Origin of the sequence: Chitinophaga dinghuensis, from assembly GCF_003259435.1 — a bacterium.
In the GTDB taxonomy this organism is placed as follows: domain Bacteria; phylum Bacteroidota; class Bacteroidia; order Chitinophagales; family Chitinophagaceae; genus Chitinophaga; species Chitinophaga dinghuensis.
This window is the reverse complement of the sequence record NZ_QLMA01000003.1, coordinates 392,562-407,469: the sequence shown is the minus strand read 5'-3', so window position 1 is coordinate 407,469 and position 14,908 is coordinate 392,562. Positions and strand designations below refer to the sequence as shown.

Sequence of the window (14,908 nt, the reverse complement as noted above, 5' to 3'; positions counted from 1 at the left end):
AGTGCTTAGCAATTGTATTTTCGCCGTATTTTATACTTTCTTGCCTAATTTTCACAATATTCCGTAATTTTTGAGGTATTTATGTGAATTTATGACCGATATGAGATTGAAATTAATCGTTTTATTGCTTGCTGGAACCACTGGCTACTACACCGTGTCTGCCCAACAAATCCCCTTAAATAAGTATGGACTGGCCGTTTTACAGGAGAAGCATCAATATGAGCAACTGGTAAAGAAAGACAGCAGCCAGCAACTGGTAGACCTGGAGCATTTTATACCAGGGATAAAGAAAGACGTACGATACGCCACTACCAATAACTTTACGCATCAGCAATTATATACGTCCACCGGGATATACTTACGCCGCCCGGCAGCCATTGCGCTGAAGAAGGTGCAGGAAATCCTCCACAAGAAAGGTTTCGGACTATTAATATATGATGCCTACCGGCCCTATCGATGTACAGAGCTGATGTTTAAAATAGTACCGAACGACTTGTATGCCGCCGATCCCCGCAAAGGCTCCGGCCATAACCGCGGCGTAGCCATCGACTTAAGTATGGTAGATCTCAAAACAGGTAAGCCGGTGGCTATGCCTACCGACTTTGACGATTTTACCTTTAAAGCGCATCAAAACTATCAGCCCAAGGACCCAACGGTAACGGCTAATCGTAATTTACTGCGCGATACTATGAAAGCATGCGGCTTTAAAGGAAGTAGTACGGAATGGTGGCATTTCTATCTGCCTGATTATAAAAAATATCCCCTGATGGATATTGTATTTTAAATAGATATTTATTTCACTGAGATATAACCTCGTTAACCCCTCAACTTTTCTTCTGAACCACCTAACCTCATTACAGACAACGGTTTCAGGCATCTATATTTACATATACGGTTTATAAATCTATAGGAAATATTGATATTTTTACGGCGTATTTATCCAATCTATACCCATGATACCTCAGATGAAGCGCCCGTCATTCGCAGGAGTGCGAATTTTATTATTACTTATTTTCAGTTGTTATTTTTCTGTACAAAGTTTCGCTCAAACCAGTATACAGATTGATGAAATAGACCCCACAGGAAAAGCAGGAGACCTGATTACCGTCAAGGGCCGTGGCTTTGATCCCAACCCTATGCAGAATGTGGTTTACTTCGGTGGGAAAGTAGGCACTATTGCGAGTATGGTCAATTCTGTGATAACCGTTAGGGTACCACAGGGAGTTGACTATGACTTCATAACGGTATACAACAAAGTAACCGGCTATACTGCCACCTCCCGGGAGAAGTTTATGCCCCTCATATATCCACAGAAAACAGGATTAATACCGCGGGATTTTCAATTCTACGGGCATGTCTCCGACGGTTCTATCGGCGGCGCCCTGAGTGATTTTCTGCTAATGGATGTAAACAGGGATGGTAAGCCGGATATTGTCAGCATCAATGGCGCCAATATGCCGCCACAAATCAGTATAACCACAAATACCAGTTCCTCCATAGCGGTTTCCTTCAATCCAAATACCCGCTTTATTACTTCTTCCGATGGACCTCCTATTTCCATTGCTTCCGGAGATATTAACAGGGACGGATATCCTGACTTACTGGTATCTACCTACGGCAGCAGCCGCATTCAGGTATTACTCAATACCGGCGATGTAAACACGATGAAAGTAGATACCTACATTGACGCCGGCATGACCCCAACCACAATGACGGTGGCAGATGTGAACATGGACGGATTACCGGATGTTTTAATCAGCGACAATACCGCAGGCAAGTTGACGATGTTGCAGAATAACAGTACCGCCACTAATATTTCGTTTTCCGCCCAGTCTTTCGGCACCTCAATGGGATTAAAGCGCATCTATATCCGCGATATCAATTATGATGGCATACCCGATATCATTGGTATTTCTCAACTGCTCCCTGGTTTTCATATCCTGGAGGGTGGTATGTCCAGTGGTAGTTTCTATATTCGTTCAACGCAATCATACCCGCTCCGTGAAACGCCTTCTGATATTGGGTTCTATGACTTTATCCCCGATGGAAGAATCGATCTGGCAATTTGCTATCCCAATAATCCCGCTATATCATTCTATAATAACACCACTGCTTCTGGCTCCTCTGATTTTACATTTGTTTCAGAAACACCATTACCCGGGAGTCCTACAGGCATTTCCATTGCAGACCTCAATGGGGATCAGCAAGCCGATTTACTGATTAGTTATGCCAATAACTTTGGTAATAATACCTATAGAGCCGGAATTCTGTTGAATAAATCAGTAAGTCCAAGAGTCAAATTTGAACCCGCTATAACGCTTGAAACTTCTGTTTACCCGACATTCAACGCTATTGCTGATTTAAATAATGACAATAAACCTGACATTATTATTGCCAGCTCTAATGGGCATGCTTATTCTGTTTATCAGAATAATACGAGTTTAGCGCCACAAATAACATCGATCTCTCCGGCGAAAGCGAATACAGGAAGCAGCATTACCATTACAGGCACTAATATGAATCCTGCCGCTGCAAATAATTTGGTAACAATAGGCGGTATCAGAGCTACTGTGACAGGTCTGGGTACCAATTCACTCATTGCTCAAATACCAACGGGTACTGCGCTTGGCCCGGTTACCGTTACCAATGTCGATAATGGCCTGACTGCTACCAGCAGACAACAATTTCATCAAACAGTAAATCCATCCCGTAATACGCTAGGGAAATATGATTTGAGAAATGCCAATGTGCCGGTGTCGCTGGCCTTTAAACCTAACTCCCTGGTGGCTGCCGACCTGGATAATGATGGAAAGCTGGATCTGGTGGCTTCGGATAATGGTAATGGATCAGGCGTGGTGAATTTTGCTATCATCCAGAATACCACCAGCAGCAATACACTCTCTTTCAGAAATGGGCCGGTACAAACAGACACGCGTCATCAGTCGGCACTTCGTCCATCCATAGCCGATTTCGACGGCGATGGTAAGATGGATATGGTCATTCCTATGATCAACGGAACCTCCGGGGAAGTAATGGTATATCCTAACGCCGCTATTGCCGGCAATTGGAGTACTATTGCCTTTAATACCACCCTCTTACCTGAGTTTAGCGACGTCGTTGATGTGGATGGAGATGGTTTGACAGATATTGTTGTAGCTAAGAACAGTACCGGAGAAGTGGGGGTTCTCAGAAATATCAGCACCAAAAAATCCGAGTTTAAATTTGCTACTCCGTCGATATTTAACAACTTCAACAGCCAGCAATTTTTTTCAAAACTGGTTGATGTGGATGGCGATAATCTGCCAGACCTGATTACTGTTGGTAACGATGGGCTGACGGTTAGTCTGAACAAGAGCACTCCGGGGAATATCAACTTCTCTTCAGCCGTAGTTTTCCCAGTGAAAGCGAATCCTATAAGCGTTACCTTTTCTGATTTTGACGGCAACGGTACACTTGATGCGATAGTATACCATACCGCTGATATATTAGTCTGCCTCAATGAAAGCACGGTAGGTACTGTTAAATTGAGTACCACTATCGATGTACCGGTTTCAAAAGCATCCGCTAATATGTCCTTAGGAGATATTAACGGAGACGGCTATCCGGATTTAATCAGTGCTAATCAGGCAGCACCCTGGATATCGGCATACCCTAATCTTTCAGCTACTGCCAACAAAACATATGGCGTCAGTACTTCCAGCATCGATATCACTGATTTGAATAATGCAGTAGCAGCCACTGTTACAGGAGATTTTAACGGAGATGGCAGAACAGATGTTGTAGCGGCTATTCCGGGTTCAAGTTTAATTGCATCCTATCTTGCCAATATTGTTGTAGCTCCAGCAGTGCAGGCAAAGGATATTGTCATCAGTGATAAATCGGCCACTGGCGCAACTATTAGTTGGACAAACGGAGATGGCGAAAAGAGAGCGGTATTCATCAACGAAGGTTCCAGTGCCGCATCTCCTATAGATCTGCAGGAATATGCTGCCAACACCGTATTTAAAGCCGGCGCTCAGATTGGTAACAGCGGATGGTATTGTGTGTATAATGGTGCGGGCAATTCCGTTAATATAAGTGGTCTTAATACCTCCGCTAATTATACAGTGAAGGTCACAGAATATAATACAGGCGGTATTACAGGCAATACCTATTACCAGACTTCAAATGGGAACAATAATCCTAAGAACTTTAATCTGGCCGGGCAATCCCTCATCTGTGACTTGCCTGTTAGTACTACCACCACTATAACGGGCGTATGTTTATTATGCGGCATTAGTGATCCAGCTTGGGCAATAGATCGCGACACCACCAACTTTAGCACAATGCAATTTCCGCCAGGGGTGACGGGTGGACTTGCTCAAACCTTTATATTTAATGACGGTACGCCAACAGATACCGTCACTATAAAGATGGATCTACCCAATGTATTGCCTACAGCAGATATATTGAGATACATTCGTCTTAACTCCTCCAATGGTAGTACCAACAATGTTGATCTCATCAGCCTTGCAGATGCGCCTAGTAATCTGAAAGTAAGTATTGATGGGAATACCATTTATATTAAATATGCGCCCAAGTCGAACTATGATCGTTTTAATCTAAGTATTGACGGCAGTGGCAACAACATCTCTTCCGCACGAATTTACTATGTATCCAGGATGGTAGCCTCGCCGGTAGTAACGCCCAATCCGGCAATATCATGCACTGGAACACCTATAACGTTAAACGCAAGCGCTCTCAATGCAGATATAAAATGGTATGATGCTGCAACAGCCGGTAATCTGCTGGCCATCGGCAGCAACCTTACCACCGGCACGGTTACAGGACAACAAACTTTATATGCAGAAGCTACCCGAACTAGCTCCGGCTGTACCAATACCGTCAGGACACCAGTAACGGTGAAACTCTCTACTGCTCCAACCATCATCACTCCGCCCGCAAACAGCACAGTTAATGCGGGAAGTACTGCTACTTTCAGCGTTAGTACTGCGGAAACGGGATTAAGCTACACCTGGCAGGAAGACACAAGTTCCGGTTTTACCAATCTTGCGGGAGTCGCCCCATATGCCGGCGTAAATACCAGTAGTTTAAGCATCTCACCGGTTTCTGCATCTATGAATGGAAATAAGTACCGTGTAATCATCAGCAATTCCTGTTCCCAGCGCACGATTGCCGATCCGGCAATACTTACTGTCAACAAAAAACCACAGACGCTAACCTTCAATACCCAAACACCGAACAGTAATATATCGGCTACTTATGGCGATGTTGCCATCAATGGCGCTGCCACTTCTACATCCGGACTTACGGTTTCGTACAGCAGCAACAACAACAATGTAGCCACTGTTGATAATGCAGGACTGATTACCTTTACTGGTGTTGGTACTGCTCAAATTACAGCCAGCCAGAATGGAAACAACGAATATACAGCTGCAACTGCCATCAACTTTAATGTTACCGTTACTGCAAAACAGTTGACCATTACCGCCATCGGCAAATCTAAAGTGTATGGTACAGCTGATCCTACGCTTACTTATAATGTATCCGGACTTATCAATAACGATCCGATAACAGGTGCATTAACGAGAATTGCAGGTGCAGACGTAGGTTCTTATGCCATCTCTCAGGGCTCATTGAGCGCCGGTAATAATTACATCATCCGTTATATCGGAAATGTGCTAATCATCACGCCTGCGAATTTGGCTATTAGCGCCGATGCAAAAACCAAACTCTATGGCGCCCCAGATCCAACATTAACCTATAATGTAATCGGCCTCGTTGGTTCAGATCAGGTCACAGGTAATTTAACAAGAGACGCCGGAACGAACATCGGCAACTATAACATTACACTGGGTACGTTATCAGCTGGAGGTAATTACACAATTACCTATGTAGGTAATAAACTCAACATTTCGCCTGCGACATTAACGATCACGGCAAATGCAGCATCCAAGACGTATGGCGCAAGTGATCCTGCATTCACTTATAGTATAAATGGTTTGGTAAACAATGATCCTATTGCAGGTACATTAGGCAGAAATATTGGTGAGAATGTAGGTAACTACAACATCACACTCGGTTCTCTGACTGTCAGCAACAACTATATGGTTGTATTCAATGCCAACACCATGCGTATCACTCCGGCAACGATTACCATCCAAGCCGATGCGAAATCTAAAGTGTACGGCACTGCTGACCCCGCGCTTACCTATACCACATCCGGCCTGTTAAATAATGACCCGATTACCGGTTCATTAGGGCGGAATACAGGTGAAGATGTGGGTAACTACAGCATTACACAAGGCTCCGTGTCTGCCGGTAATAATTATACGATTATCTTTACCAGCAATGATTTGAACATCTCGCCGGCCACTCTGACAATCAATGCCAATCCTCAATCCAAAGTATATGGCACCGGAGATCCTGCACTTACTTATACGCCGACTGGTCTGTTTAATAATGATCCCATCACCGGTACATTGAGCCGGAATGCAGGCGAGAACGTGAGTAATTACAGCATCTCTCAGGGCTCCGTGTCTGCCGGTAAAAACTATACGATTGTTTTCAACAGCAATTTATTAAGTATTATTCCTGCAACACTTACCATAAATGCAGATGCCAAATCAAAAATATATGGCAACGGAGATCCTGCATTTACCTATACTACAACGGGACTTGTAGGCAATGACCAAATCACAGGTGCATTGACCAGAAATGCAGGAGAAGATGTAGGAAATTACAATATTACAAAGGGTTCATTATCCGCCGGAAATAACTATACGGTTAACTTTAATGGCAGTGGGCTCAATATTACTCCGGCCACCATTACTGTAACGCCTGATGCCAAAACCAAAGTGTATGGTTCCGTAGATCCGTTATTCACCTATACTTCCACCGGACTGATTGGCAATGATCAAATCCATGGAACATTAGGCCGAAATGCAGGCGAAAATGTAGGCGTTTACAGCATTACACAGGGTTCGTTATCTGCCGGAAATAATTATACCATTTCATTCCTTAATAACAACCTGAGCATCACGCCAGCAACGTTAACGATTAATGCAGATGCAAAGACAAAGGTATATGGCTCCAATGATCCGGCATTAACTTATACTGCTACCGGTTTAAAAAATGGAGATAAGTTGAACGGAAGTTTAAGCAGAGACGCGGGTGAAAATGCCGGCACATACGCTATAAACCAGGGAAGCATTAATCCTGGTAATAATTACACACTCACATTCACAGGAAATACATTTACGATTACCAAGGCCACACAGACTATCAGTTGGTCTCAGTCGCTCGCCATTGGCTGTGATAATAACAAAACGATTCAGCTGAATGCGACATCTAACAGTGGATTACCAGTCAGTTATAGTACATCCAGCAATATTGCCACCATCAATGGAAATACCCTTACGGCGTCGGGTAGTGGGGCTGCTGTGATCACCGCTACACAAGCCGGCGACAACAATTATGAAGCCACCAGTATCTCCAATAATCTTACCGTAATGCTGCCTTCCATGATAAGGCAACACTGGAATGATGTGTTATTATTTGACAACAGTAGCAATGATTACCGGGCATGGCAGTGGTATAAGAATAATTCGATTGTAGCAGGAGCCACAGGCCAGTACTATAGTGAAAATGGCGGTTTGAACGGCACTTATTACGTGATGGCTACAGATAAGAGTGGTAATACAAGACAAACGTGTCCGCTCAGCGTAACCTCCACCTCTCCAGTAAGTGGCGGTATCAGCGTATCTCCAAATCCGGTTGCAAAAGGAGCAATGGCAACAATTACCTGTCGCTATACCACTACCGAATTAACGGGAGCGATACTGCTCATGACTGATATCACTGGTAAAACGGTGGATCAGTTAAAAACGGTGCTCCCGGTTAACCAAGTCAAAATGCCGATGAATGGAGGATTCTATATCATCACATTGATGCTTTCCAACGGACAGCGCGCCACTACAAATGTTATTGTCAACTGATAAAATCTGCCAGCGCAGTCTGGCAGATTTTTATACACTTTTATAATCAGAGAGATCATGATCAAACATATAACAGGCGCTTGTCTATGCCTGATAACAATATCACAAACGGTAAGTGCACAGGAATTAGGAATAGGACTTAGCGGAGGGTTACAGGGATTAAAATATAAAGCGGGAGTACAAAACAGTCAGTTACTGCCCGGAGGCATACTGGATATCGGATATACGTTTCCGTTAGGAAAAAAAACGGGCATTATCACCGGGATTACGATAGGAAATTATGTATCAAAGATGAAGATCCGGGATGGGCAAACATTTTCGTCTTACCAGGTGGATGATGTCGGTTCTGCTTTCAGATTCGATGTGCTCACCCATGGATACACAGAGCAGCAACGCTTTCTGGCCGCAGGTATCCCGGTACTGTTCCAGTATCATACCTTAGGAAAAACACAGTGGTATATCAATGGTGGTGCAAAATTACTTTTCCCTTTCAGTGTGAAATATGAAGCGAGTGCAGACCAATTGATATTAAGTGGTTATTATCCTGATTACAATATCGAATTGAAAGATCTTCCACAGCATGGATTTGGTGCTGTTAACAACTGGAAATCGAAAGGCGGCCAGACATTAAAACCTGCCGTAACGCTCAGTGCAGCCACTGGATTTAGTTTTCAACTGAATAACTTGAGGTTATATACAGGTCTTTATATAGACTATGGCTTAAATAATATTCGGGACAATGCATCTCCTGCCGCTTTGGTAGCATATCATCCAACCAGTATCAGTAATGTACAGGGAAACAGTCTGCTAAAAACAGACGCGGTTGACAATGCGCGCATGTTGGGGTTGGGTATCCAGGTAAGACTGGGCATTCCAGCAGTCAGACATCAGAAAGTGCAGCAGACAGCTCCCCCGCCATCAACGCCAGCACCTATAAAAGATACGATGGTAATGGTAAAAGAACCCACGCCAGTTCCAGCTATCCGCGAACAACAGCAGTTAGCACCTACGCCTATTAAAGCCATTCCGACAGCCACCGATACCGTCATTATTAAGAGACCAGTATTATTCGGAAAGCTTGGACAGATAGAGATACCAGACGGTGCAAAAGAGCAACTGGACAGTGTAGCTGCAATTTTAGTAAAATACCAGGATATTAAAATCCAGATTATCGGACATACCTGTGATATTGGAAGCGCTACAACGAATATGAAAGTGGGTGCAGCAAGAGCACAGGCAGCCAGCACCTATCTGGTCAATAAAGGAGTGGCAGCAGAAAGGATCACTACTACATCAGCAGGAGCTACACAGCCACTGGTACCAAATACATCTGAAGAGAACAGGAAAAAGAACAGAAGAGTGACGATCATCCTGCAATAAACTCTAAAAAAAAGTGGCCGCTGAGGCACTACTTCAGCGGCCGAAATCAAACGTAAATCAATCGTTATGAATACTAGTAGATTTTATTTAAAGCATCTACATAGGCATGTACAGAAGCGTTTACGATGTCTGTGGAATAACCGAAGCCGTAGTAAGACTGCCCGTTATATTTAACGCGCATATTTACTTTACTTACATCTTCGGAACCTCCATGCATCGCCTGGATACTGAATTCGTCCAGATCGATATCATCTTTAATGATCTCGTGAATAGCGTTGATGGTAGCGTTTACAGGACCGTTACCTGCGGCGCTGGCTTCTTTCTCCTGGCCATTGATGAGCAATTTCACCGTAGCCATTGGGCGCAAAGGATCGCCACATACCACTTGTAACAGGGTTACTTTGATACCTTTGTCATCATAAGTTTTGGTATCGCCATCGCCCATCAGTTGCAGCAGATCAGCATCAGAAATTTCTTTCTTATTATCTGCCATCAGGAGGAAGCGTTCGTATACTTCATCCAGGTTGATTTTATCAATTTTATATCCGAGGCGCTCCAGGTGATGCTTCAGCGCATGACGGCCGCTACGGGCTGTCAGGATGATCGCATTGGAGTTGATACCTACATCTTCCGGATTCAGGATTTCATAGTTTTCGCGATGTTTCAGTACGCCATCCTGGTGGATACCGGAGCTGTGTGCAAACGCATTGCGACCTACAATCGCTTTGTTTGGCTGCACAGGCATGCGCATCATCGAAGAAACCATGTTACTGATTTCGTAGATTCCTTTAGAGTTGATGTTTGTATGATAACCGAGGGCATGATGCGTTTTCAGAATCATGGCTACTTCTTCCAGAGAAGTATTACCTGCACGTTCTCCGATACCGTTGATAGTACATTCTACCTGGCGTGCACCATTTTGAATACCTGCGATTGTATTGGCGGTGGCCAGTCCGAGGTCATTATGACAGTGAACGGAAATGATTGCTTTATCGATATTGGATACATGATCCATCAGGTACTTGATTTTAGCGCCGTACTGATCAGGTAAGCAATAACCGTTGGTATCAGGAATATTCACAGTGGTAGCGCCTGCGGCGATGACTGCTTCAATCATCTGAGCGAGATAAGCATTATCTGCGCGACCGGCATCTTCAGCGTAGAATTCCACATCATCAGTGAATCTGCGGGCATATTTTACAGCATCTACTGCACGCTGGAGGATTTCCTCACGGGTACTGTTGAATTTGTATTTGATATGCATATCGGAAGATCCGATACCTGTATGAATACGGCCACGTTTTGCGAAGCGGAGCGCATCAGCAGCAGCGTCTATATCTTTTGTATTGGCGCGGGTCAGCGCGCAAATTACTGGCTCTGAGATAGCTTTGGAAATTTCCACCACACTCTGGAAATCGCCAGGGCTGGAGATAGGAAAACCAGCCTCGATGATATCCACGCCGAGCGCTTCCAGTTTCTTTGCGATTTCAATTTTTTCTACAGTCGTTAACTGGCATCCTGGCACCTGTTCACCATCGCGCAGGGTGGTATCAAAGACGTATACACGATTTTTATCCATGATAGTGTAACTATTTTCGGTTTAGTAAGATTAGTTCAGGTTCTCCAGTACTTTCGCGCCCATCGCGTCTGTACCCATAATGAATTCGTTCTCGGTATGTTTGTTGGCAATATCCATTGTTCTGTAACCCTGGCGCAGTGTAGCTTCTACCGCTTTGATCACGCGCTGTGATTCCGTTTTCAGTCCGAAGGAAATATCCAGCATCAGTGCCGCAGACAAGATAGAGGCCAGCGGATTGGCAATACCTTTACCAGCAATATCATGCGCCGAACCGTGGATAGGCTCATAGAAACCTACTTTATCACCCACAGAGGCAGATGCCAGCATACCCATGGAACCCGCGATCTGAGAGGCTTCATCTGTCAGGATATCTCCAAACAGGTTACCTGTCAGTACCACATCAAAGCGTTTAGGATCTTTGATCAGCTGCATGGCGGCATTGTCAATGAACATATGTTCTGTTGCCACGTCTGGATATTCTTTCGCAATTTCCTGTACTACTTCTCTCCACAGGCGGCTTGCTTCCAGTACGTTTGCTTTATCTACAGAGCACAGTTTACTACGACGGGTACGCGCAGCTTCATATGCTTTACGGGCAATACGTTCTACTTCGTAACGGTGATAAATCATCAGGTCGGAAGCGCTGCTACGATCTTCAGATCTTTTCTTTTCACCAAAATAAACGTCACCAGTCAGTTCGCGGAAAAAGAGAATATCGGCGCCACGAAGGATTTCCGGCTTGATGCTGGAAGCTTCCAGCAGCTCGTCAAACAGTTTGATAGGACGCAGGTTGGCATATAATCCCAGCTCCTTGCGGATTTTCAGCAGACCTTGTTCTGGTCTTACTTTCAGCGTTGGATCATTGTCATATTTCGCATGACCGATAGCGCCAAACAGAATAGCATCGCTGTTCCTGGCTTTATCCAAAGTGGAATCCGGTAAAGGATCGCCAGTAGCTTCAATGGCTACGTGTCCCATCATGCCCTCTTCAAAATGAAAAGTATGATTGTAGTTGTTAGCGATAGTAGCCAATACTTTCTGACCCCATGCTGTTACTTCCTGTCCGATACCATCGCCTGGTATTACTAATATTTTCTTTTCAACGCCCATGTAGAGTGTACTTTATTTTGATGTTTATGGTGTGTTTAAAAATTGAATGGTCTGGATGCTTCGTAGGTTTCAATTTCCGAACGAAGACTCAGCAGATAATCGATGTCATCGTAGCCGTTGAGCAGACAGGTTTTTTTGTAGGGATTGATATCGAATTTTTCCTGTTCACCGGTAGCGTTGATTTTAATGAACTGGTTTTCCAGGTCCACTTCAATCGCTGCTTTCGGATCGTTTTCGATGGCTTTGAAAATTTTATCCAGGAAGTCTTCACTCACCTGTACGGGGAGGATGAAGTTGTTGAGTGCATTATTTTTGAAGATATCTGCAAAAAAGCTGCTCACTACTACTTTGAAGCCATAATCTGCAATTGCCCAGGCAGCATGTTCGCGGGAGGAGCCACAGCCAAAGTTTTTGCCGGCTACCAGAATTTTGCCGCTGTAGATAGGATTGTTGAGGACGAAATCTGCTTTAGGCGTATTATCTGCCTCAAAGCGCCAGTCGCGGAACAGGTTCTCACCGAAACCGTCCCTGGTGGTAGCTTTCAGGAAGCGTGCAGGGATGATCTGGTCTGTATCAATATTTTCAATGGGTACAGGTACCGCTGAAGAAACTAAGTGTTGAAATATCTTGCTCATTATAAATTATTTTTTGACGGCAGCTACTCTCAACCGGACGTAGTCTGCATATAAATTACCTTCTCTGGTCAAGGCTGGTCCCAGCTCCTGTTGTACTTTCTGCAGTATTTCCTTTTTCACTTGTTCCGGTACTGCTGAGAAGAAATGATCGCCAAACATTTCCAGCCAGGTGCTGATGCCGTTCTGAGGATCATGGAGTTTGGTAGGCCTGTCGTAGAAATGTACTCTTTCAATAGTGAATCCTGCTTTTTCGAGCAGAGTGCAATATTCTGCCGGAGAGGGGAAGAACCAGAGTGGTTCGTAGGTATATCCTTTTTCCTGCATCACGTATTCCAGTTCTCTGAGAATGCTGTTTACATTACCTTTTCCACCCATTTCGAAAGCTAGTCGGCCACCCGGTTTGAGATGGGCATACATGCGTTCGATCACTTTTTCTGGTTCAAGAATCCAGTGAAGGGTGGCGTTGGAGAAAATACCATCAAACAGGGAAGGCAGTTGAAAGTTAGTCCCGTCGGCGATTTCGAAATGAATATCCGGAAAATGCTTTCTGGCACTGGCAATCATGCTTTCGGAAGCATCGAGGCCTATCACTTCCGCCCCTGTTTCCGCCAGTTTGGCGGTCAGTTCACCGGTACCGCAACCCAGGTCCAGGATGGCAGATCCGGGTTGTGGCTGTAACCATTCGATCAAGCTATTCCCCTGTTCGAACACGAAGGCGTGTTGGTCTTTGTATAAGTCAGCATTCCAGTAGTTCATGGTAATACGTTTAGTCGTGGTAGTTAATTACACCAGTTCTCTTACATCTGTAACTCGTCCGGTGATAGCGGCAGCGGCAGCTGTAAGCGGGCTAGCGAGGAAGGTACGGGCATTAGGTCCCTGACGGCCTTCGAAGTTGCGATTGGAGGTAGAGATGCAATACATACCTGCAGGCACTTTATCTTCATTCATACCCAGACATGCAGAGCAACCTGGTTCCCGCAGCTGGAAACCTGCTTCCATCAATACTTTATCGATTCCTTCTGCTTTAGCTTGCGCTTCCACTTGTTTGGAACCCGGTACAATCCAAACCACTACGTCTTCGGCTTTCTGTTTACCTTTCACGAAATCAGCCACCAGACGGAGGTCTTCAATGCGGGAGTTGGTACAGCTACCTATGAATACATAGTCGATTTTCTTGCCGAGCAGTGGAGCACCAGGCTGGAGGTCCATATAGTCGAGCGACTTCTTAAACGAAGGCACTTCTTTTTCATCGAGTTGGCTCAGGGCCGGAATGTGCTGGGTAATGCCCATGCCCATGCCAGGGTTAGTGCCATAGGTAATCTGTGGTTCAATATCGGCAGCGTCGAAGTTGAGTACCACATCAAACTGTGCGTCCGCATCGGAGTAAAGCGTTTGCCAGAATGCCAGGGCTTTATCCCATGCTTCGCCTTGAGGAGCAAATTCACGTCCTTTGATATAAGCAAAGGTAGTCTCGTCCGGAGCGATCATACCACCGCGAGCGCCCATTTCGATGCTCATATTACAGATGGTCATGCGCGCTTCCATACTCAGACTGCGGATAGCCTCGCCGGCATATTCCACAAAGTAGCCAGTAGCGCCGGATGCAGAGATTTTAGAAATGATATAGAGAATGATATCTTTAGAGAGAACGCCATTCTTCAAAGTGCCGTTCACCTCAATTTTCATACGTTTCGGCTTATACTGGAGGATACATTGGGTAGCCAGTACCTGCTCCACTTCGGAGGTACCAATCCCAAACGCTACGGCGCCAAAGGCTCCGTGGGTAGAGGTATGGCTGTCTCCACAAACGATAGTCATACCTGGCAGGGTAATTCCCAGCTCAGGGCCTATCACGTGAACAATACCCTGGTATGGATGGCCCAGGCCGTAGAGTTCCACGCCAAATTCAGCAGTATTTTTGGTGAGCATTTCCACCTGGTGGCGACTCAGCGCCTCCTTAATGGGCAGATGCTGATCCATTGTAGGTACGTTGTGATCCGCGGTGGCCCTTGTTTTTCCAGGGCGAAATACCGGAATGTCACGTTTACGTAAACCGTCAAACGCCTGGGGACTGGTTACCTCGTGAATAAAGTGCGTGTTGATGTACACTGCATCCGGGTATCCCGGTTTGCTCATCACGATATGGCCGTCCCAGATTTTGTCAAATAACGTTTTTCCCATCCTTGTTGCTTCCTTTTTAAATTGTT

8 protein-coding genes are annotated in these 14,908 nt (G+C 45.0%); 3 read left to right on the top strand and 5 right to left on the bottom strand.

Translation table 11 applies throughout. The features are described from left to right. The first annotated feature begins 100 nt into the window (after positions 1-100). The 3 genes from CLV59_RS10720 to CLV59_RS10710 all read left to right on the top strand — a co-directional run bounded on the left by CLV59_RS10720 (position 101) and on the right by CLV59_RS10710 (position 9,377). On the top strand, positions 101-784 hold the full coding sequence (locus tag CLV59_RS10720; protein WP_170137706.1) for a M15 family metallopeptidase: 684 nt from the start codon (positions 101-103) through the stop codon (positions 782-784). Between the two features lie 169 nt (positions 785-953). Then, positions 954-7,997, top strand: a complete 7,044-nt coding sequence (locus CLV59_RS10715; RefSeq protein WP_111592025.1) for an MBG domain-containing protein — start codon at positions 954-956, stop codon at positions 7,995-7,997. Positions 7,998-8,054: 57 nt separating this feature from the next. Next, positions 8,055-9,377: an OmpA family protein gene (locus tag CLV59_RS10710; RefSeq protein ID WP_111592024.1), complete on the top strand. Its 1,323-nt coding sequence runs from the start codon at positions 8,055-8,057 to the stop codon at positions 9,375-9,377. A gap of 73 nt (positions 9,378-9,450) precedes the next feature. On the opposite strand, the gene CLV59_RS10705 is transcribed toward CLV59_RS10710, so the two are convergent. The 5 genes from CLV59_RS10705 to leuC are packed head-to-tail and all read right to left on the bottom strand — an operon-like array spanning position 9,451 to position 14,882. Continuing rightward, complete coding sequence (locus CLV59_RS10705) at positions 9,451-10,956, bottom strand: 2-isopropylmalate synthase (RefSeq protein WP_111592023.1); 1,506 nt, start codon at positions 10,954-10,956, stop codon at positions 9,451-9,453. A gap of 30 nt (positions 10,957-10,986) precedes the next feature. Next, entirely contained in the window at positions 10,987-12,066 is a 1,080-nt protein-coding gene (gene leuB / locus CLV59_RS10700; RefSeq protein WP_111592022.1) for a 3-isopropylmalate dehydrogenase, read from the bottom strand. A 35-nt stretch (positions 12,067-12,101) separates the two neighbouring features. Beyond that, complete coding sequence (gene leuD / locus CLV59_RS10695; RefSeq protein WP_111592021.1) at positions 12,102-12,701, bottom strand: 3-isopropylmalate dehydratase small subunit; 600 nt, start codon at positions 12,699-12,701, stop codon at positions 12,102-12,104. A 6-nt stretch (positions 12,702-12,707) separates the two neighbouring features. Beyond that, positions 12,708-13,457, bottom strand: a complete 750-nt coding sequence (locus CLV59_RS10690; protein WP_111592020.1) for a class I SAM-dependent methyltransferase — start codon at positions 13,455-13,457, stop codon at positions 12,708-12,710. 27 nt (positions 13,458-13,484) lie between these two features. After that, entirely contained in the window at positions 13,485-14,882 is a 1,398-nt protein-coding gene (gene leuC / locus CLV59_RS10685; RefSeq protein ID WP_111592019.1) for a 3-isopropylmalate dehydratase large subunit, read from the bottom strand. Between the last annotated feature and the right edge of the window lie 26 nt (positions 14,883-14,908).

Bases quoted from the DNA above. Each gene is read 5' to 3' on its own strand.
- CLV59_RS10720 (WP_170137706.1), top strand. From the start codon at position 101: ATGAGATTGAAATTAATCGTTTTATTGCTTGCTGGAACCACTGGCTAC.
- CLV59_RS10715 (WP_111592025.1), top strand. From the start codon at position 954: ATGATACCTCAGATGAAGCGCCCGTCATTCGCAGGAGTGCGAATTTTA.
- CLV59_RS10710 (WP_111592024.1), top strand. From the start codon at position 8,055: ATGATCAAACATATAACAGGCGCTTGTCTATGCCTGATAACAATATCA.
- CLV59_RS10705 (WP_111592023.1), bottom strand. From the start codon at position 10,956: ATGGATAAAAATCGTGTATACGTCTTTGATACCACCCTGCGCGATGGT.
- leuB (WP_111592022.1), bottom strand. From the start codon at position 12,066: ATGGGCGTTGAAAAGAAAATATTAGTAATACCAGGCGATGGTATCGGA.
- leuD (WP_111592021.1), bottom strand. From the start codon at position 12,701: ATGAGCAAGATATTTCAACACTTAGTTTCTTCAGCGGTACCTGTACCC.
- CLV59_RS10690 (WP_111592020.1), bottom strand. From the start codon at position 13,457: ATGAACTACTGGAATGCTGACTTATACAAAGACCAACACGCCTTCGTG.
- leuC (WP_111592019.1), bottom strand. From the start codon at position 14,882: ATGGGAAAAACGTTATTTGACAAAATCTGGGACGGCCATATCGTGATG.